Source organism: Embleya sp. NPDC055664, from assembly GCF_053618075.1.
In genome coordinates this window covers 1-20078 of sequence record NZ_JBSHGZ010000070.1, presented here as the reverse complement: position 1 = coordinate 20078, position 20078 = coordinate 1, and the positions used below count along the sequence as shown (strand labels likewise).

Sequence of the window (20078 nt, the reverse complement as noted above, 5' to 3'; positions counted from 1 at the left end):
ACCGAGCCCCGCGCGCCGAAAGGCGGGCGGGGCTCGGTCGTGGGCGACGGGGCGGGTCGAAGACCCGCGGCCGGCTCAGTACCAGTTGTGGCTCTGCCAGAACGTCCACGCCTGGCACGGGCTGCCGTAGCGCTCGTTCATGTAGCTCAGGCCCCACTTGATCTGCGTCGCGGGGTTGGTTCGCCAGTCGGCGCCGGCGGAGGCGTACTTGCTCGCGGGCAGGGCCTGCATCAGACCGTACGCGCCGGAGGAGGAGTTGGTGGCGTTGACCCGCCAGCCGCTCTCCTTCTGGACGATGTTGCTGAAGCACGTGTACGAACTCGCGCTCATCATCGACTTGGCGATCGCCTGGGCGTCGGCGGCGGACGCCGACACCTTCTCCACCGCGCCGCGGTTGTCGGATCGCGCCGCGCGCTCGGCGGCCGCCTTGCGGTCGGCTTCCTTCTGGGCGGCTTCCTTCTCGGCGGCTTCCTTTTCCGCGGCGGCCTTGTCGGCCGCGGCCTTCTCCGCCGCCGCCTTCTCGGCCGCGTCGCGCTCGGCCTTGACCCGGGCGGCCTCTTCGGCCTGCACCCGCTGCGCCTCGTCGTAGGCGGCGGTCTGCGCGTCGGCCTGGTGGGTGATACCGGTGCTCAACTGCTGCGCCGCGGGGGCCGCGGGAACCTCGAGAAGCTTCGTGGTGCTCGCTTCGTCTGCCGTCTGGGCGTCGGCGGACGCGGAAACGCCCGTGCCACTGAATCCGACCACGGCGCCAACGGCCGTGACAGCGGTGGCTGACGCCACGGCTATCCCCCGAACCGAGATCCGGCTCACACACGTTCCTTCCGGCAGGCGTGCACCGCGATCCAAGCGGCGAACGGGTCCAACCTCCGGTCTCCCCCGCCCCCTCGGGGGGCGTTTCGGCCTGCGCGCCCGATCGTTCGCCGGGCGCGTGCCGTGGGTGGCGTACAGCAGGTCATGTGTTGAGTTTTCGGGGCCGAGCTGTACGCGGAGGTCTTACAAGTCCAGCAGCCTGCCTCAGCCAAACATCGGGAAGCAAATTTCCCGAGACGTGGCGAACATCACAACTCCCGGAATCATCAAGCCTTTTCCATTTCGCCGCAGACCGTTTCCACCCGGAATATGCGGACACGTCGAAGCCCCGCCGCCGACATCTCGAAGCAGTCGAGACGTCGGCGGCGGGGCCGGTCGAAGCACTCCCGCAGGTCGTTCACCAGGCATCCGTCAGCCCGGCAGGTCCTCCAGCATCTCGGTCACCAGGGCCGCGATCGGCGAGCGCTCCGATCGGGTCAACGTCACGTGCGCGAACAGCGGATGCCCCTTCAACTTCTCCACCACCGCGACCACTCCGTCGTGCCGACCCACCCGCAGGTTGTCCCGCTGGGCGACGTCGTGGGTGAGCACCACCCGCGAATTGCTGCCGATCCGCGACAGCACGGTCAGCAGCACATTGCGCTCCAGGGACTGCGCCTCGTCGACGATCACGAACGCGTCGTGCAGCGAACGCCCGCGGATGTGGGTGAGCGGCAGGACCTCCAACATCCCGCGCGCGACGACCTCCTCGATCACATCCGACGTGGTCACCGCCGACAACGTGTCGAAGACCGCCTGGGCCCAGGGGCTCATCTTCTCGTTCTCGGTGCCCGGCAGGTAGCCGAGTTCCTGACCACCCACCGCGTACAGCGGCCGGAAGACCATCACCTTCCGGTGCTGATTGCGCTCCAGGACCGCCTCCAGGCCCGCGCACATCGCCAGCGCCGACTTGCCGGTGCCGGCCCGGCCGCCCATGGACACGATGCCGATGTCGGGGTCGAGCAACAGATCCAGCGCTATCCGCTGCTCGGCACTGCGCCCGTGCAGGCCGAACACGTCGCGGTCGCCGCGCACCAGTCGGACCTGCTTGTCGGCGGTGACCCGGCCGAGCGCCTTGCCGCGCTCGGAGACCAGCACGAGACCGGTGTGACAGGGCAGGTCGGCGGCCTGTTCGATGTGTGTGCGGTCGTGCTCGAACAGGGCGTCGATGTCGGCGGAGTCGACCTGGAGTTCGGCCATCCCCGTCCAGCCCGAGGTGTTCACCAGTTCGGCGCGGTACTCCTCCGCGCTCAGCCCCACGGCGGAGGCCTTGACCCGCATCGGGACGTCCTTGGACACCAGCGTCACATCGTGCCCCTCGGCCATGAGGTGCCTGGCCACCGCCAGGATCCGCGAGTCGTTGTCACCCAACCGGAAGCCGGGCGGCAACACCGTCGCGTCGATGTGATTGAGCTCCACCCGCAGGGTGCCGCCGGACTCGCCGATCGGCACCGGCGCGTCGAGCCGCCCGTACTGCGTACGGAGCTCGTCGAGCATCCGCAGCGCGTGCCGGGCGAAGTAGCCCAGCTCCGGGTGGTGCCGCTTGGCCTCCAACTCGGTGATCACGACGACGGGCAGAACCACCTCGTGCTCGTCGAACTTCAAGAGCGCCGACGGATCGGCAAGGAGCACGCTGGTGTCGAGGACATACGTCCGGTGCTGCGGAGCACGGCGTTGGATCGTGGCCACGGAGTGCCTCGCCCCCTCTCAGGGCACGCGCACCGTGCGCCCTGATCGCTCGGAGTCCGGGCCCCGGCCCGAAGGCCGGGTGCCCGACCCTCCTGTCGCCGTGAACAGTGGAGCTTGAAGTGCACGGAAGGGCCTCCCGGGCAGGTGACGGGGTGTCACCCACATATCGCACCGGCCCACATGATGTGCGCCGGCCCGACGGGGTTATGCCCGGCCGCGGGGGGTCCAACACAAACCGGATGATCACACACCGGTGGAACCCCTGGCTCCGACAAGCCCGGTGACGAGGCGTCAGGCCCCGTAGCGGCGATGGCGGGCGGAGTAGTCGCGCAACGCCCGGAGAAAGTCGACTTTTCGGAAGTCCGGCCAGAAGGCCTCGCAGAAGTAGAACTCCGAATGCGCACTCTGCCACAACAGGAAGCCGGACAACCGCTGTTCACCCGAGGTTCGGATGACCAGGTCCGGATCGGGCTGCCCGCGCGTGTACAGGTGCTCCGCGATGTGCTCGACGTCGAGCACCTCGGCCAACTCCTCGATCGAGGTGCCCTTGCCGGCGTGCTCGACCAGCAGCGAGCGCACCGCGTCGGCGATCTCGTGGCGACCGCCGTAGCCGACCGCGACGTTGACGAAGACGCCGGTCAGGTCGGCGGTCTCGGCCTCGGATCGTTTCAGCACATCGCGCGTGTGTTCGGGCAGCAGGTCGAGCGCGCCCACCGGGTGCACCCGCCAGCGCCGCGCGGCGGCCAGGTCGGTGACCGCGTTCTCGATGATCACCATCAGGTCGGCCAGCTCGTCGGGCGGCCGGTTGAGGTTGTCGGTGGACAGCAGCCACAGGGTGACCACCTCGACGCCGACCTCTTCGCACCAGGTGAGCAGCTCGTGGATCTTGTCGGCGCCCTTGCGGTGCCCCTCGGCTACCTGCTCGCCGTACGCCTTCGCCCAACGGCGGTTGCCGTCGAGGATGACGCCGACGTGACGCGGTATCACCGTACGGTCGAGCGACGCCTCGATGCGCTTGCCGTACGCGCCGTATGCGAGGTCCCGCAGGCCCATGTCCACCTGCTCCTCCGTCCGTGATCACCCGCGCCGAAAACCCTACTCCCGTCCGACGCCCGCTCGATCTCACGCAGCGGAGGACAGGCGTGAAGATGCGGTGAAGGTCGGCCCGCGATCGGCGTGTCGCGCCACGACACGCGCTTCGGGGCCGACCGGGCCCCGGCCGGGGAAGGAACCGGTCGAAACGCCGAGGGCCCGGCGGGAGGAGATCCCGCCGGGCCCGGAGCGTACCGGTATTTTGACGTCGAGTCAGCTCAACCGTCGGCGTACCGTCCGCTCGATGTCGGCGCAGGGCCGGCTCAGCCGTCGAGTCGCGCGACCAGCTCGTTGTACTCGTCCCACAGACCCTGCGGGGTGTGGGTGCCGAACTTCTCCAGGTGCTCGGGGACCAGTGCGGCCTCCTGCTTCCAGATCTCCCGGTCCACACTCAGCAGCAGGTCCAGCTCCGCGTCGCTCAGGTCCAGACCCTTGAGGTCCAGCGATTCGCGCGTGGGCAGTACGCCGATCGGGGTGTCCACGCCGCCGGCGATCCCTTCCAGGCGCTCGACGATCCACTTGAGCACCCGGCTGTTCTCGCCGAAGCCCGGCCACACGAACTTGCCGTCCGCGTCCTTGCGGAACCAGTTCACGTAGTAGATCTTCGGCAGCTTGTCGGCCGAGGTGGCCTGGCCTATGTCCAGCCAGTGCGCCATGTAGTCGCCCATGTTGTAGCCGCAGAACGGCAACATCGCGAACGGGTCGCGGCGCAGCTCGCCGACCGTGCCCTCGGCGGCGGCGGTCTTCTCCGAGGCGACGTTCGCGCCGAGGAAGACGCCGTGCTGCCAGTCGAAGGACTCCGTCACCAGCGGCACCGCGCTGGCCCGGCGGCCACCGAAGAGGATCGCCGAGATCGGCACGCCCTTCGGGTCCTCCCACTCCGGCGCGATCGTCGGGCACTGGGCGGCCGGGACGGTGAAGCGCGCGTTGGGGTGGGCGGCGGGGGTGTCCGACTCGGGCGTCCAGTCGTTGCCCTTCCAGTCGATCAGGTGGGCCGGCGGCTCCTCCGTCATACCCTCCCACCAGACGTCGTTGTCGTCGGTGAGCGCGACGTTGGTGAAGACCGAGTTGCCCCACATGGTCTTCATCGCGTTGGCGTTGGTGTGCTCGCCGGTGCCCGGCGCGACCCCGAAGAAGCCCGCCTCGGGGTTGATCGCGTAGAGCCGGCCGTCCTCGCCGAACCGCATCCACGCGATGTCGTCGCCGACGGTCTCCACGGTCCAGCCCGGAATGGTCGGCTGGAGCATCGCGAGGTTGGTCTTGCCACACGCCGAGGGGAAGGCCGCGGCGATGAACTTCGGCTCGGCGCCCGAGGGAGGCGTGAGCTTCAGGATCAGCATGTGCTCGGCCATCCAGCCCTCGTCGCGCGCCATGACCGACGCGATCCGGAGCGCGTAGCACTTCTTGCCGAGCAGGGCGTTGCCACCGTAGCCCGAGCCGAAGGACCAAATCTCCCGGTCCTCGGGGAAGTGCGTGATGTACTTCTCGGTGTTGCACGGCCACGGCACGTCCGCCTCGCCCTCGGCGAGCGGTGCCCCGACGGTGTGCACGGCCTTGACGAACTCGCCGTCGGTACCCAGGTAGTCCAGGACCGCCTGCCCCATGCGAGTCATCGTGCGCATCGACACCGCGACGTAGGCGGAGTCGGTGATCTCGACGCCGTAGGCGGCCAGCGGCGAGCCGACCGGACCCATGCAGAAGGGCACCACGTACATCGTGCGACCACGCATCGAACCGGCGAACAGCCCGTCGAGCTTGGTGCGCATCTCGGCCGGGGCTATCCAGTTGTTGGTCGGACCCGCGTCCTCCTCCTTTTCGGAGCAGATGAAGGTCCGGTCCTCGACACGCGCGACGTCCCGAGGGTCGGACGTCGCGTAGTAGCTGTTGGGGCGCTTGTTCTCGTCGAGCTTGCGGAAGGTGCCCTTCTCGACGAGGAGGTCGGCGAGGCGCTGGTACTCCTCTTCCGAACCGTCACACCATTCGATTCGGTCGGGCTGGGTCAGCCGGGCGATCTCGCTCACCCAGTCGAGCAGCTGCCTGTGTTTCGTCGGGACCTCGTTGGCCACGATCGCTCCATTTCGCGCCCGGGACGGCGAGTCCCAGGCGTCGGGTTGAGGGTTGCGGGGATTTTATCCGGTCGGTCGAACACGGAACCGTCCGGGATCGGGCCCCCACCTGGAAGTTGTGCCCCGTCCCGGACCGAAAACCCCAAAGACGTGCGCTTTCGCGCCCCTCCGGGACAAGATCTCCCGTGATGTGTCTCACTCCGTACTTACCGGTAACCTACGTCGCCGTAAGTACACTCGGGCCCATGAGTGTGGACGCACATGGCTTCACGGCGCCCTTGTCGCCCATCAAACCCAGGCTCCGCGGATGGATCCACGCGGGCACCTTTCCACTGGCGGTGGCCGCGGGCATAGTCCTGGTCGCACTGGCCGACGACGCCAAATCCCGCGTCGCGTGCGGCGTGTTCGCACTGACCGCGGCGATGCTCTTCGGCACCTCCGGGGTGTACCACCGCGGCAACTGGGGACCGCGCGGCGAGGCGGTGTTGCGGCGGCTCGACCACGCCAACATCTTCCTGATCATCGCGGGCACCTACACCCCGTTGACCATCCTATTGCTGGGCAAAAGCGACCAAATACTGCTCTGGGCGGTGTGGATCGGGGCACTCGCCGGCATTGGTTTCCGGGTCTTTTGGATCGGCGCGCCCCGCTGGCTCTACACCCCGATCTATGTCGTGCTGGGCTGGGCGGCGGTGTTCTACCTGCCCGAGTTCATGCGCGAGGGCGGCGTCGCGGTGGTGGTCCTGGTGATCGTCGGCGGCGTGCTCTACAGCCTCGGCGCGGTGGTCTACGGGATCAAGCGGCCCAACCCGTCGCCGCAGTGGTTCGGCTTCCACGAGGTCTTCCACGCCTTCACACTGCTCGCGTTCGCGAGCCACTTCATCGCCGTCGCGCTGGTCGCGCTGCGCTGACCCGACCCACACCCGTCGGCCCGAAGGCCCGCAACTCCCCCGGGAGTTGCGGGCCTTCGGGCTTTTCCGGATTTTCCCCCGAGCTTGGGCTGCCCTTTGCCGAGAAAAGTGACTGCCACTGACTTTTGAGAGCTACTGTCATAAAGTAGAAGCACTCAATAGGAGGTAGCTGTCATGGAAGCGACGACGGGTGAGTCGACCCGCACGACCGAGGCCGAGGGGCCACCGGATCCCAGGCGGTGGTGGGCGTTGGGGGCGCTGGTGGTCGGCCTTCTGGTGGTCGGCCTGGACACCACGATCATCAACGTGGCGATGCCGACGATGAGCGATCGATTGGGCGCGAGCACGGGCGACCTCCAGTGGATCGCCGACTCCTACATCGTGGTGTTCGCGGCGCTGATGCTCCCGGCCGGACTGATCGGCGACCGCTACGGCCGGCGACGCTTCCTGCTGGTCGGGCTCGCCGTGTTCGGCGTCGGCTCGGTGGTCGGCGCGCTCGTCGGCTCGGTCGAGGGGGTGATCGCGGCCCGCGCGCTGATGGGCGTCGGCGGGGCGTTCATCATGCCGCTGTCGTTGTCCATCCTGCCCTCGCTCTTCCCCGCCGCCGAGCGTGGCCGGGCGATCTCGATCTGGGCCGCGAGCACCGCGCTGGGCATCCCGCTCGGACCGATCCTGGGCGGGCTGCTCCTGGAGCACTTCTGGTGGGGCTCGGTGTTCCTGATCAACATCCCGATGGTCGGGCTCGCCCTGCTGGTCTGCGGGTTCCTGTTGCCGGTCTCGCGCTCCGCCGACGCGCCCCGGGTGGACGTCGCGGTCACGGTCCTGGTGACCGCCACGCTGACCACGCTGATCTTCGCGGTGATCGAGGCACCCGAGTGGGGCTGGGGCGACGCGCGGGTGCTCACCCTGTTCGGCGCGGCGGCGCTGCTCGCGGCGAGCGTGGCGGTGCGCGAGAGCCGGGCCCGGCGGCCGATGATCGACTTCGGGCTCTTCCGCGACCGCAACTTCCTGTGGGCCACGATCTCCGCGCTGGTGCCGTCCTTCGCCATGTCGGGGGTGTTGTTCCTGGTCCCGCAGCGGTTCCAGGGCGTCGACGGAAGCAGTGCGCTGGGCACCGGCCTGCGGCTGTTGCCGCTGCTCGGCGGGCTGTTCGTGACCGCGCTGGCGAGCGACAAGGTCGCGCCGCGTCTCGGCTACAAGGTGGTCATCCCCGGCGGGATGTTCCTGCTCGGCTGCGGACTGCTGCTGGGCGCGACCGGCTCGGCCGACGACGGCTACGGGTGGACGGCCTGCTGGCTGGTGTTGACGGGGATGGGCCTGGGGTTGTCCCTGGTGCCCGCGATGGACGCGGTGATGGCGGGCGTCGCGCCGGAGCGGGCCGGGATGGGGTCGGCCCTGGTGCAGACCCTGCGCCAGGTCGCGGGCGCACTCGGGGTGGCCATCCTGGGCAGCGTGCTCGCGTCGACCTACGTGGACCGGATCGACACGGGCGGGCGTGCCGACCCGGTCGCCGACACCGCGCGCGAGTCGATCGGCGGCGCGGCGAAGGTGGCCGGCCACGGCGCCGACCCGGCGCTGCTCGACTCGGCCCGCGACGCGTTCGTGCACGGCATGGACCTGAGCCTGCTGATCTGCGGCGTCACCGCCCTGGTCCTGGCCGCCGCGGTGGCGGTCTTCCTGCCCCGCCGCGCCGCGACGCCCCCGGCGCCGACGGACGGCGCGGGCGGACCGGGAGCAGACGGCACGGCCGGACCGGGAGAATCGGAGCATGACCGCGAAGGAGTCCTCCATCCCTGACCTGCCCGTCGCTCCCGCGGGGCTGCGCGAGCGCAAGAAGATCAAGACCCGGCGGGCGATCCGTCGCGAGGCCTATCGGCTCTTTCGCGAGCACGGCTACGACGCGACCACCGTGGACCAGATCGCCGAGGCCGCGGAGATCTCGCCGAGCACCTTCTTCCGCTACTTCCCGAGCAAGGAGGACGTCGTGCTCACCGACGAGTACGACCCGATGCTCGTGGAGATCCTGCGCAGCGCCCCCGAGGGCACCAGCCTGATCCGGATCGTGCGCACCGGCGTGGTGGACGCGCTGCGGCGGATCATGCGCGAGGAGGGCGAGGAGATGATCACCCGGATGTCGCTCGTGGTCGGCGTGCCGGCGCTGCGGCGGCGCAGCTACGAACAGCAGATCGAGACGTGGCGGCTGATGGCCGAGACGTACGCCGCCCGGACCGGGCGCTCGGCACAGGACTTCGACCTCCGGGTGGCCGTCTCCTCGATCAACGCGGCGATGGCGGACGCGATCTTGACCTGGGCGGAGGGCGGCTGCGTCGGGGATCCGGCGGTGCTGGTGGACCGGGCGCTGGGGATCCTGGAGGCGGGGTTGCGGGAGGGGCCGTGACGGGGCGGACCCGGGCCCGGTGGTCGGGCCCGGACGGGTGGGTTCAGGCGGGTGCGTTCAGGCTCGGGCGACCGCCTTGGCCAGGACCTGGTCGGCCAGCTGCTCCGGGTCGGTCACCGGGGCGTCGCAGGTGAAGTGCCGGCACACGTACGCCGCCGGCCTGCCGCCCACCGGCGTGCGGTCGCGCAGCAGCGGCACCGGCGGGTCCTCGGCCGGGTCGCCCATCGCGACCACGGCACCGGGCGCAGTGGTCATCAGCGCGGTCAGGTAGAGCGCCCAGGTTGCGTCGTCGTCGCGCGGGCCGACCACGGCGATCTCGCGCGGGCCGTCCAGCCACGCCTCGGCGACCGCCAGGCCCCAGCCGATCCCGCGCGGCGTCTGGGCCGCCAGCACCCGGACCACGCCGAGCGCGCGTCCGGCGGCCTCGCGGTGTTCGGCCGAGCCCAGATACGCCGCGTAGCCGAGCAGGGCGCCGGCCGCGCCGGTCCAGCCCGAGGGGGTGACCCCGTCGGTGGGGTCCTGCGGGCGGCGGAACAGCTCCTCCGCGTCGTCGGCGGTGTCGTACAGCGCGCCGTCCTCGTCCACGAAGTGCCCCAGGATCACGTCCACGAGCACCCCGGCGAAGGTCAGCCACGCGTCGTCGGCGGTCACCGCGTACAGCGCCAGGAACCCCTCGGCCACGTCCGCGTAGTCCTCCAGGACCCCGGCGTTCGGCCCGGGCCGGCCGTCGCGCGAGGTGCGTACCAGCCGGTCGCCCAGCTCGTCGTCCTCGTCGCCGCCCAGGTGCACCGCGACCAGCAGGTCGGCCGCCGCGAGCGCGGCGTCGAGCAGGTCCGGGCGGGAGAACAGGGTGCCGGCCTCGGCCAGCGCGGCGATGGTGAGCCCGTTCCACGCGGCCACGACCTTGTCGTCGCGCCCCGGCCGCTCCCGCTTCCCGCGCGCGGCCAGCAACCTCGCCCGCACGTCGGTCAGCCGCTCGAAGTCCTCGGGGTCGTCGGCCAGTCGCAGCACCGACCGCCCGTGCTCGAAGGTGCCCTCCTCGGTCACCCCGAACACGTCGGCGGCCCACGCGCCGTCCTCGGCGCCCAGCACCTCGACCAGCTCGGCCGGAGTCCACACGTAGAACGCGCCCTCCACGGAGTGGCCCTCGGCATCCGCGCTGTCCGCGTCCAGCGCGGAGGCGAACGCGCCCTCGGGAGTGCGCAGTTCGCGCACCACGAAGTCGGCGGTCTGCAACGCGATCCGGCGGGCGAACTCGCTGCCCGTGGCCCGCCACAGGTGGGTGTAGACCCGAATCAACTGGGCGTTGTCGTAGAGCATCTTCTCGAAGTGCGGCACCACCCACGCCTCGTCCACCGAGTAGCGCGCGAAGCCGCCGCCGAGCTGGTCGTAGAGGCCGCCGCGAGCCATCGCCTCGCAGGTCTCCTGGACGATGCCCAGGGCCGCCTCGGACTCGGTCCTGGCGTGGTGGCGCAGCAGGAATTCGAGCACCATCGACGGCGGGAACTTGGGCGCGTGGCCGAAGCCGCCGTGCGCGGTGTCGTAGTCGTGCGCGAGCAGGGTCAGCGCCGCGTCCAACTCCTCGGCGGTCGGCGCCGCGCCGTCGGTGTACAACGCGCGGGGGGCGGCCAGGGAGGCGGCGATCTGGGTGCCGGTGCGGCGCACCTCGTCGTTGCGGTCCTTCCAGGCGACCTTGACCGCGTGCAGCAGTTGGCGGAACGAGGGCATGCCGTGGCGGGCCGCGTTCGGGTAGTAGGTGCCGCAGTGGAACGGCTCGCCGTCGGGGGTGGCGAACACCGTCATCGGCCAGCCGCCCTGACCGCCGTTCAACGCGACCGTGGCCTCCATGTAGACCGCGTCCACGTCCGGGCGTTCCTCGCGGTCGACCTTGATCGCCACGAAGTCGGCGTTGACGATCGCGGCGGTGGCCTCGTCCTCGAACGACTCGTGGGCCATCACATGACACCAGTGGCAGGCGCTGTACCCGACGCTGAGCAGGATCGGCACATCCCGGCGACGCGCCTCCGCGAACGCCTCCTCACCCCACGGCCACCAGTCGACGGGATTGTCGGCGTGCTGCAACAGGTAGGGCGACGTGGACCCGACGAGACGATTCGGCATGGCGCCATCCTCGCAGGGCCGCCGCGCGGGGGACCGCTCAGGCGACGGGCGCGCCGTTGTCTTCCTTCTTCTGCGCCGCGTCGGTCGGCTGTGCCGCATCCGCTTCGGCGGGCTCGCGGCTCTCGGCCGGCTTGCCGCTCTCGTCGAAGTCCACCCGCTTGAGCCGCGTGTTCATCGACTTCAGCAGCAGCCACGTGGCGACCGCCAGGAACGCGACCACCACGAATCCGAGCAGGCCGGGCGTGACCTTGCTTTCCTCGACCGCGAGCTGGACCGCGAGCGACATGACGAACTACCTCCTGGATCGGAACCCCTCGGTGTCAAGAGTGACATCCGATCGCCGGAACGTATGCACCGAGGGCCCGGAAAGTCGCTCCCGGGCCCTCGCGCGTATCGATCGCCGCCGCCTACCGGCGCACACCCACCCGCACACCAGCGAACAGGTCGTCCTCGGGCAGGTCGGTGTCCACCAGCGACCGCACCAGCTCGTAGTCCTCCGTCGGCCACACCTCGCGCTGCACCGAGATCGGCACGCGGAACCAGAAGCCGTCCGGGTCCACCTGGGTGGCGTGCGCGATCAGCGCCCGGTCCCGGGTCTCGAACCAGTCGGCGCACGGCACGCGCGTGGTGATGTCGCGCTCGTCCCGGTCGCCCCAGCGCTCCAGCCATTCGCCGTAGGGGGACTCCAGGCCGCGCTTTTGCATGCCCTCGTGCAGCGCCTCGATCCGCGCCCGGGAGATGCCCTGGTTGTAGTACAGCTTCAGCGGCTGCCACGGCTCGCCGGCGCCCGGGTAGGCGTCCGGGTCGCCTGCGGCGTCGAACGCCACCATGGTGATCTTGTGCGTCTGGATGTGGTCCGGGTGCGGGTAGCCGCCGTTCTCGTCGTACGTGGTGATCACGTGCGGGCGGAACTCGCGGATCAGCCGGACCAGCGGCTCGGCCGCCTTGTCCACGTCGAGGAGCGCGAAGCAGCCCTCCGGGAGCGGCGGCAGCGGGTCGCCCTCGGGCAGTCCCGAGTCCTCCCAGCCCAGCCAGGCCTGCTCCACGCCCAGGATCTCGCGGGCCGCGTCCATCTCCTTGCGGCGCACCTCGTGGATGTTCGCCTCGATCTCCGGGTCGCCCTGGAGGGCGGGGTTCAGTACCGAGCCGCGTTCGCCGCCGGTACAGGTCGCGACGAGGACCTCGGCCCCCTCGGCGACATAGCGGGCCATCGTGGCCGCGCCCTTGCTCGACTCGTCGTCGGGGTGCGCGTGCACCGCCATCAGCCTCAGTCGATCGTCACTCACCGGAACGTCGCTCCTCATCCGTGCCCCGTGTCCCAGCCGCCGGGTGAACCGCCGGGACCTGTAGAGGGCCGCTCTTGCACCCGACATATAGTGGCCGATAGATCTCGCCCGGGCGCAAACCCGGGCCCGTCCCGCAGGAGACCCGGTGAGCGCAACGCCCGTCACCCGTTACGGCAAGGGCGCCACCCGAAGCGATCGCAAACTGCGGATCGCGTTCGCGGTCTTCATGGTCGTGCTCGTGGCCGGGACGGTGTGGATCGGCCTCGATGTGGCGAACCCCGGCGTGCGCGGGTCTATTCCGAGCTTTCGGGTGACCTCGGATTCCTCGGTGGAGGCCCGGGTCGAGATCCGCAAGGACGCCGACAAGGAAGCCGTCTGCGTATTGCGCTCGCGCGATCGCGACGGCGCCGAGGTCGGTCGCCGCGAACTGCGGTTCGCCAAGGGCGAGAAGCACATCGAGCGCACCGAGACGTTGCAGACGGCGGGCAAGCCGAACACCGCCGAGCTGGAGAACTGTCACACCGTCGGTTGATTGACGCGGCCCCGCCGCACCGTACCGCGGCCAACGGCGTTGCCGCCGCACCCGCCGGTGTCGCATGTCACCCGGACTCGGGTGACTGCCCCGGACGGCGGGAGATTGTTACTCTCGAAGCTTCGTCCCCTCACGACCCGAGGTGTTCACACCGCGGACGGTGAGGGGGCGCTGGTATATGTGACCCCCTCCGCCGCCGGGGCCCGCCCGGGCGGCGCGGGGGTCGCGTGTACCTCTTTCGTACGCACCGTGTATTTCGTACGCACCGTGTACGCACCCCCGTCGCAAACCTACGAGGAGCACCCCGTGACCCAGACCAGCGAAAGCGTCACCTGGCTCACCCAGGAGGCGTACGACCGGCTGAAGGCCGAGCTGGAAGACCTGTCGGGTCCCGGCCGTGCCGAGATCGCCGTGAAGATCGAAGAGGCCCGCCAGGAAGGCGACCTCAAGGAGAACGCGGGCTACCACGCGGCCAAGGAGGAGCAGGGCAAGCAGGAGTTGCGCATTCGCCAGCTCATCGGCCTGCTCCAGAACGCCAAGGTCGGCGAGGCGCCCGCGGACGACGGCGTCGTCGAGCCCGGCATGGTCGTGACCGTCGTCTTCGACGGCGACAAGGACGACCCCACCACCTTCCTGCTCGGCTCGCGCGAGGACGCCGTGACCGACATCGAGGTCTACTCGCCCCAGTCCCCGCTGGGCAAGGCGATCAATGGCAAGACCATCGGCCACCAGGCCACCTTCGCGCTGCCGAACGGCAAGACCACCAGTGTCGAGGTCGTGGACGCCAAGCCCTACCGGGGCTGAGCACCGACGCGACACGGCCCGGCCCCCCGCGCGGGGGGCCGGGCCGGCCGTGTTTTTCGAGGATGTGCGGTACGCGGCCCTCGGGTCAGGAGACCGCGGACCGGTACTTGCGCACCGCCAGCGTGCGGAACAGCGCGACGATCACCACGGACCACAGCAGCGAGGCCCACACCGGGTGCTGCATCGGCCAGGCGTCGGACTGCACGACACCCGGCGAGCCGAACAACACCCGCGCGGCCTGCACCGTGGCGCTGAACGGGTTCCAGTCGGCGATGTGTCGCACCCAGGGCGTCATCTGCGACGAATCCACGAAGGCGTTCGAGATGAACGTGACCGGGAACAGCCAGATGATCCCGCCCGAGGTCGCCGCCTCCGGGGTACGCACCGACAGACCGATCAGCGCGCCGATCCAGGTGAACGCGTAGCCCAGAAGGAGCAGCAGGCCGAAACCCGCCAGGATGCGCGCGGCGTTGGTCGACTCGGCCGTGCCGGTCCGCCAACCCACGAGCAGTGCGACGGCCGCGAGGATGACCAGCGTCAGAGCCGTCTGCACGAGGTCGGCGACGGTGCGGCCGGTCAGTACGGCACCACGCGCCATCGGCAACGACCGGAACCGGTCCATCAGCCCCTTCTGCGCGTCGTCCGCGATGCCGGCCGCGGATCCCGCCGTGGCGAAGGTGACGGTCTGCGCGAAGATGCCCGGCATCAGGAAGTCCTTGTAGACGTCCGGGTCGGTGGTATCGCCGATCTTCATCGAGCCGCCGAAGACGTACGTGAACAACACCACGAACATCACCGGTTGGATGATCCCGAACAGGACCATCTCGGGAATCCGGGTCATCCGGATCAGATTCCTGCGCGCGATGACCCAGGAATCGGCCACCATGCTCATGCGACGCACCCCTCTCCGAACGCCTTGGTCGGCCCTGCCATCAGCTCTTCACCGCCTTGCCGCGACCGCGCTGCGGACCGGCCTCGTTCTCGTCCGTGTCCGCCTCGCCGTCTGCGTCGTCGGTGTTGCCGTCCTCGGTTTCCATCGCGTGTCCCGTGAGGGTGATGAACACGTCGTCGAGGGTGGGTCGACGCAGCCCGATGTCGTCGATCTCGATGCCGCGCGCGTCCAGTTCGCGGATGACCTCGGCGAGCAGTTTGGCGCCGCCTATGACCGGGACGGTGATCCGGCGCTGGAGCTTGACCACACCCAGCTCGCCCTTGCCGAACCCGGCCAGCATCTCGGTGGCCTCGGTCAGTCGTTCCTCGTCGTGCACGACCACCTCGACGCGCTCGCCGCCGACCCTGGCCTTGAGCTCGTCGGCCGTGCCGCGCGCGATCACCTTGCCGTGGTCGACCACCGCGATGTCGTGCGCGAGGTGGTCGGCCTCCTCCAGATATTGCGTGGTCAGCAGCAGCGTGGTGCCGTCGGAGACCAGGTTCTCGATCACCCGCCACAGCGCCATGCGGTTGCGCGGGTCGAGGCCGGTGGTCGGCTCGTCCATGAACATCACCGGCGGGCTGACCACCAGGGCCGCCGCCAGGTCGAGCCTGCGGCGCATCCCGCCGGAATAGGTCTTGGCGGGCCGATCGCCCGCGTCGGCCAGGTCGAACTGGGCCAACAACTCGTCGGCGCGACGCTTGGCCTCGCGCCCGCTCAGCTGGTACAACTCGCCGACCATCCGCAGGTTCTCCCGGCCGGTCAGGTATTCGTCCACGGCGGCGAACTGCCCGGACAAACCGATCGAGCGGCGGACCTCGTTGGGGTTCTTGAGCACGTCGTGACCGGCCACCACGGCTCGCCCCGAGTCGGGTTTGAGCAGTGTGGTCAGTACGCGTACGCATGTCGTCTTGCCTGCGCCGTTCGGGCCGAGCAGACCGAGGACGGTGCCGGTGGGCACACTCACGTCCACGCCGTCGAGTGCTCGGACCGAGCCGAAGGTCTTCACGAGACCTTCGGCGACGATCGCTTCCTGCATGTCGGTGGATCACTCCTCGTGCGGGTGGGGCAGGGGGTGGGGCCGCGGTCGGATGGATCGATTGGGATCTCCACCATGCGCCCGGACGCGGTGAGTGTGCGACCGCATTTCACCGGCGGCGCGACTCCGTGCGGCCGACCCGGTCCCGCACGGCCGCGTCCTCCGTGGGCGGGCATGGCTCGTGCGTCGAGCCAAGCACATGGCACCGACAATCGCCGCGCCCGCACGCCGGGAGGGGGCGCGGGCATGCCGGTTCGGCCGTCGGGGCGTCGTGCCCGGAGGCGGCTTCGGCCTGTCCCTACCTCGCGGTCAGCTCTTGCTGACCGTGTACCCCGCGCCGTACAGCGCCTCCACCACGGCCGCGCAGTGGCTGCGGCCCTTGGTCTCCAGTTGCAGGTCCACGTCCGCCTCGCCGACGCGCAGCGTGGCATCGGTGCGTACGTGCGACACCGCCGCGATGTTGGCGTCGGTCTCCGCCAACCGGCCGAGCAGGGTGGCCAGCGCGCCCGGGCTGTCGGGGATCCGCACGCGCAGCGAGAGGTAGCGGCCGGCCGAGGCCAGGCCGTGTCGCAATACCCGCAACATCAGCAGCGGGTCCACGTTGCCCCCGGACAACACCGCGACCACCGGGCCCTCGATCGGCTCGCCGACCTCGAGCAGCGCCGCCACCGACGCGGCGCCGGCCGGTTCGACCACCAGCTTGGCCCGCTCCATGCACAGCAGCAGCGCCTGGGACAGGGACTCCTCGCCGACGGTCCGGATCGCGTCGGTGTACTCGCGGATCAGCGCGAAGGGCACCTCGCCGGGGCGGCCGACCGCGATCCCGTCGGCCATCGTGCCGAACGAGGGCAGCGACACGGGGGCACCGGCGGCGAGCGAGGGCGGATAGGCGGCGGCGGAGGCGGCCTGTACGCCGATCACCTTGACGTCGGGGCGAAGTGCCTTGACGGCCACGGAGATTCCGGCCAGCAGGCCGCCGCCGCCGGTGCCCACGAGGATGGTCTTGACCTCGGGGCACTGCTCCAGGATCTCCAGGCCCACGGTGCCCTGGCCGGCCACCACGTCGCGGTGGTCGAACGGGTGGATGAACACCGCGCCGGTCTCGTCCGCGTGGGCGCGCGCGGCGGCCAGCGCGTGTTCGACGTTGTCCCCGCCGAGGATCACCTCGGCGCCGTAGGAGCGGGTCGCGGCGACCTTGGGCAGCGGCGCGCCGGCCGGCATGAACACGGTGGACGCGACACCGAGGGTGCGGGCCGCGAGCGCGACGCCCTGCGCGTGGTTGCCGGCGCTGGCGGCGACCACGCCCCGGGCCCGCTCGGCCTCGGACAGTCCCGCGATCCGCACGTAGGCGCCGCGAATCTTGAACGACCCGGTGCGCTGGAGGTTCTCGCACTTGAGATGGACGGGTGTGCCGACACGATCGGTCAGCGCCCGACAGGACCGCATCGGCGTCTCGCGGACGACACTTTCCAACATCTTCCGCGCAAGGCGGATGTCGTGGAGATTCACCACGTCCGAGGCAGGGCTGCTCATACGCCGAGTGTCGCACCAACCACCCCCGCCCCCGCGCCGGGTGCCGTGTTGCCCGACAGGCGCAGGGCCACTCGCGGCCCCGCCGCCCACGGTGACCGCGTCCGGTGGCTGATCGGCCGACGGGATTCCCCGTAGTGCCTTACAGGGCCGTGAGATCGATCTTCATGGAGAAGGGCGCAGTGGCCTTGACCGTACCGGTGAACATCTCGCCGTCCCTGTAGACCCTCGACGACCAGGAGTACGTGTTCCGGACGTGTGGGGGTGAGGTCGACGGTCTCCGCCCGGTAGACGACGACGTCCGGACGACGGTCGGTGAGCGGGACGTCCTGCAGGCGGACGTCGAAGTCCGTGTCGGCGTTCCAGTCCGGGCCTGCAGCCGCGTCCAGGGCATTGGCCAGAATCCGGGCCAACCGGCTGTCCCGCTTGGTAGCGCTCGGGCTCACGACGACCATCCCGTCCACAAACTCAATGCCTGCGCACTGCTCCTCGGACCAGGAGTCGTACTGTTCCGCGCTGATTTGTGTGTGCATCCACGCGGGCGCCACCATCTCGGCGGTCATGGTGTGCCTCCTTCGAGGAGCTTCCACAGTTCCAGCGCCGCTGGGCTCCCTACTGTTCTGTGCTCCCGAGGCGCCCGCCTTCGGGAAGGCCCGGTCCCGGACTTCGCCCGCCGCCGGGCCGATGGCCGGCTCGGTCGACGTGGCCGCCGGCCCGCTCTCGGCCGGCATGTCCCGCGTCACGATGGCACGGTCATCGCGTCGAGGCCGCGTGGAGGGCGCGGTCACGACTCCGATGTGGTGCGGGATTGGCGGCGTTCCATGGAGGCGTTGAATCTGGTGAGGAGGGCGGTGAAGCGTTCGCGGTCGTCCAGGCTCCAGCCTTCGCAGATTTCGGCCATCAGGCGTTGGCGGGCGTTGCGGACCTGGTGGAGGCGGTCGCGGCCCTCGGTGGAGAGTTCGAGGAGGACCGCGCGGCCGTCGTCCGGGTTGGGGACCCGGTCGACCAGGCCCTGTTCGACCAGCGGGGTGACCTGGCGGGTCACCGTGGACGAGTCGATCGTCATCGCCTGCGCGAGGGCCTTGACGCCCATCGGGCCGCCCGCCTCCAACCGGCCGAGCAGTAGGTAGGCCGCGCGGTCCATCGAGTTGCGCAGTTCGCCGACGGCGCCGAGACGGGTCTGTTCGGCGCGCCGCGCGAAGAGGGCCACCTCGTGCTGCAGGCGGTCGTAGAGCGGGTCCGCAGAGCCGGTGGGGTCGATCGGGTCCTGTTCCGGTGTCATCGCCGCTCGTTCGTCGATCCGATGTGATGCCCCCGAGGATATTGCGCGGACCGGGATCACCGGGCCCCGACCGGACGATTCCACCCCGCAATGCCGCCGAGGGTTTTACCGTGGCCACAACGGGGTGTTTTGCCGCCGTTGCCGGAGTGCGGGCCCGGTGACGGGGATGCGGTACCGAGGGGCGATATGTCGCGGCCCGCGACTACCCGGACAGGTGTGGGGCAGCAGCACAGACAGAGCGGCGACGGCACCGAGCCGGGCCCGAGGGCATCCGCTCGGCAGACCTGCGGGAGGCACCGTGCACAAGCGCGACGCTCGCGAGTTCGAGGTTTTCGTCCATACGGTCGGCACGCAGTTGCTGCACGCCGCGGATCTGCTCACCGGTGACCGACAACGTGCGGAACGCCGGGTCGAGCGGGCGCTGGCGCATACCTGTCTGAAGTGGAGCCGACTGCCGAGCCAGGATCCGGTACGCACCGCGTGGCGGGCGCTGATGGCCGGCTACCTGGATCCGTGGCGTCCGGGGCCGCGCGGGCACGACCACGAACTCCCGGACGCGGGCGAGCCGTTCACGACGCTGGACCGGCTCGGCCGGATGGAGCGGGCCGCGGTGGTGTTGCGGCTTTACGCGCGGTTGGACGAGTACGACGCGGCCGAGGCGATGGGGCTGCCGGTGGAGACGGTGTCCGGGGCGTGGCGGCGCGGGATGGCGCAGGTCCTGGCCGGCGGCGGGCTGGTCCGCGCGGCGCGGGTCGGGGTGCGGGAGGCGACGGATCTCGCCGCGGGCTCGGAGGCGTACCGATGAGCGTGACCGTGTCGCCGCCGGGCGCGGCGGACGCGGAGGAGGTGCCCGAGCCGCCGGAGTTCCCGTATCGGCCGCTGCCGCCGAATCTGGCCCGGCGGGTGCGGCGACGGGCGGCGCTGCGCAGGCTGCGCCACGTGTTCGGCTCGGTCGTACTGGCCGGCGCGGCGGCCGGCGGTCTGTGGCTGGCCGTCCCGGGCAGCGGCGGCGGGGGCGGCCTGCCGCCGGCGCCGCCGGATCCCACACCGCTGTGGCCGGTGGACCGGAGCGAGTCGTCGGATCTGCGTACCGACGTCGGCTTCGGCGCGTCGGCGTGGATCGGCGACAGCGGCCCCGAGGGCGAGTCGTCCTGGTGCCTGGGCGGCGCGGCCGAGCCGGAGGAGGCGCGGTGTCGCTTCCTGCCCACCCCGGGGCGGCTGGACACGGCGATCATGCCTTCGGGCCGGTACGCGCCCGCCGGACAGCGGTTGGTGGTCGCCGTCCTGATCGGGCGCGGTACGACCGCCCCGGCGCTGCGGGGCGAACTCCACGACGCCGTGGGCGCCCGCCGGATGCGCCTGGAGCGCCCGGCGGACCTGCCCGGGGTGGCCTACCTGTGGGCCTTCACCGGCGGGACCCCGGTCTCGATCACCGTCTACGACGAGGCGGGCAACCTGGTCGCGGCCTGCGCGGGTTGTACGGACGGGGCGCGATAGGGCCGGTGCCGGCGGAAGTCGGCGGGTCCCGAGCGCCGGGTGGGCCGACCG

At 70.5% G+C, this 20078-nt stretch carries 18 protein-coding genes and 1 pseudogene; 7 read left to right on the top strand and 12 right to left on the bottom strand.

What is annotated here, in order from left to right:
* Positions 1-75 precede the first annotated feature (75 nt).
* From ACWGR4_RS47285 to ACWGR4_RS47270, 4 genes are all read right to left on the bottom strand, one after another.
* Entirely contained in the window at positions 76-633 is a 558-nt protein-coding gene (locus ACWGR4_RS47285) for a lytic transglycosylase domain-containing protein (protein ID WP_379999598.1), read from the bottom strand.
* Positions 634-1221: 588 nt separating this feature from the next.
* The gene (locus ACWGR4_RS47280; RefSeq protein ID WP_379999596.1) at positions 1222-2538 is read right to left on the bottom strand and encodes a PhoH family protein; all 1317 of its coding nucleotides are present in this window, start codon (positions 2536-2538) and stop codon (positions 1222-1224) included.
* Between the two features lie 291 nt (positions 2539-2829).
* Positions 2830-3591 carry an isoprenyl transferase gene (locus tag ACWGR4_RS47275; RefSeq protein WP_379999594.1) on the bottom strand — a complete coding sequence of 254 codons (762 nt, stop codon included), beginning with the start codon at positions 3589-3591 and terminating at the stop codon, positions 2830-2832.
* Positions 3592-3893: 302 nt separating this feature from the next.
* Positions 3894-5696, bottom strand: coding sequence for a phosphoenolpyruvate carboxykinase (GTP) (locus ACWGR4_RS47270; protein ID WP_452133971.1), 1803 nt, complete (start codon positions 5694-5696; stop codon positions 3894-3896).
* Between the two features lie 245 nt (positions 5697-5941).
* On the opposite strand from ACWGR4_RS47270, the gene trhA reads away from it, so the two are divergent.
* From trhA to ACWGR4_RS47255, 3 genes are all read left to right on the top strand, one after another.
* Positions 5942-6607, top strand: coding sequence for a PAQR family membrane homeostasis protein TrhA (gene trhA / locus ACWGR4_RS47265; protein WP_379999591.1), 666 nt, complete (start codon positions 5942-5944; stop codon positions 6605-6607).
* Between the two features lie 174 nt (positions 6608-6781).
* Complete coding sequence (locus tag ACWGR4_RS47260; RefSeq protein WP_452133678.1) at positions 6782-8404, top strand: MFS transporter; 1623 nt, start codon at positions 6782-6784, stop codon at positions 8402-8404.
* Positions 8376-9005 carry a TetR family transcriptional regulator gene (locus tag ACWGR4_RS47255; RefSeq protein ID WP_452133679.1) on the top strand — a complete coding sequence of 210 codons (630 nt, stop codon included), beginning with the start codon at positions 8376-8378 and terminating at the stop codon, positions 9003-9005. The genes ACWGR4_RS47260 and ACWGR4_RS47255 overlap by 29 nt, the downstream gene beginning before the upstream one ends.
* 57 nt (positions 9006-9062) lie before the next feature.
* Here ACWGR4_RS47255 and ACWGR4_RS47250 read toward each other — a convergent pair whose 3' ends face one another.
* From ACWGR4_RS47250 to mca, 3 genes are all read right to left on the bottom strand, one after another.
* Positions 9063-11126 (bottom strand): thioredoxin domain-containing protein, encoded by a 2064-nt coding sequence (locus tag ACWGR4_RS47250; protein ID WP_452133680.1) that lies wholly within the window; start codon positions 11124-11126, stop codon positions 9063-9065.
* Positions 11127-11163: 37 nt separating this feature from the next.
* Positions 11164-11412, bottom strand: a complete 249-nt coding sequence (locus tag ACWGR4_RS47245) for a hypothetical protein (RefSeq protein WP_379999583.1) — start codon at positions 11410-11412, stop codon at positions 11164-11166.
* Positions 11413-11533: 121 nt separating this feature from the next.
* Positions 11534-12388, bottom strand: coding sequence for a mycothiol conjugate amidase Mca (gene mca / locus ACWGR4_RS47240; RefSeq protein WP_078976819.1), 855 nt, complete (start codon positions 12386-12388; stop codon positions 11534-11536).
* Positions 12389-12557: 169 nt separating this feature from the next.
* Here mca and ACWGR4_RS47235 point away from each other — a divergent pair, with 169 nt between their 5' ends.
* Positions 12558-12944: a DUF4307 domain-containing protein gene (locus ACWGR4_RS47235; RefSeq protein WP_379999581.1), complete on the top strand. Its 387-nt coding sequence runs from the start codon at positions 12558-12560 to the stop codon at positions 12942-12944.
* 306 nt (positions 12945-13250) lie between these two features.
* On the top strand, positions 13251-13748 hold the full coding sequence (gene greA / locus ACWGR4_RS47230; protein WP_078979433.1) for a transcription elongation factor GreA: 498 nt from the start codon (positions 13251-13253) through the stop codon (positions 13746-13748).
* Between the two features lie 85 nt (positions 13749-13833).
* Here greA and ACWGR4_RS47225 read toward each other — a convergent pair whose 3' ends face one another.
* The 5 genes and pseudogenes from ACWGR4_RS47225 to ACWGR4_RS47205 form a co-directional block, all read right to left on the bottom strand.
* Positions 13834-14640: an ABC transporter permease gene (locus tag ACWGR4_RS47225; protein WP_379999579.1), complete on the bottom strand. Its 807-nt coding sequence runs from the start codon at positions 14638-14640 to the stop codon at positions 13834-13836.
* Positions 14641-14680: 40 nt separating this feature from the next.
* Positions 14681-15718 carry an ATP-binding cassette domain-containing protein gene (locus ACWGR4_RS47220; RefSeq protein ID WP_379999577.1) on the bottom strand — a complete coding sequence of 346 codons (1038 nt, stop codon included), beginning with the start codon at positions 15716-15718 and terminating at the stop codon, positions 14681-14683.
* Between the two features lie 309 nt (positions 15719-16027).
* Complete coding sequence (ilvA, locus tag ACWGR4_RS47215) at positions 16028-17251, bottom strand: threonine ammonia-lyase (RefSeq protein ID WP_379999575.1); 1224 nt, start codon at positions 17249-17251, stop codon at positions 16028-16030.
* Positions 17252-17390: 139 nt separating this feature from the next.
* A pseudogene (locus tag ACWGR4_RS47210) lies at positions 17391-17811 on the bottom strand (Uma2 family endonuclease).
* A gap of 221 nt (positions 17812-18032) precedes the next feature.
* Positions 18033-18530 (bottom strand): MarR family winged helix-turn-helix transcriptional regulator, encoded by a 498-nt coding sequence (locus tag ACWGR4_RS47205; protein ID WP_452133681.1) that lies wholly within the window; start codon positions 18528-18530, stop codon positions 18033-18035.
* A gap of 298 nt (positions 18531-18828) precedes the next feature.
* On the opposite strand from ACWGR4_RS47205, the gene ACWGR4_RS47200 reads away from it, so the two are divergent.
* Both ACWGR4_RS47200 and ACWGR4_RS47195 read left to right on the top strand, forming a co-directional pair.
* Positions 18829-19335 (top strand): hypothetical protein, encoded by a 507-nt coding sequence (locus ACWGR4_RS47200; protein ID WP_452133682.1) that lies wholly within the window; start codon positions 18829-18831, stop codon positions 19333-19335.
* Positions 19332-20027 carry a hypothetical protein gene (locus ACWGR4_RS47195; RefSeq protein WP_452134346.1) on the top strand — a complete coding sequence of 232 codons (696 nt, stop codon included), beginning with the start codon at positions 19332-19334 and terminating at the stop codon, positions 20025-20027. Before ACWGR4_RS47200 ends, ACWGR4_RS47195 begins: the two co-directional genes overlap by 4 nt.
* Positions 20028-20078 lie beyond the last annotated feature (51 nt).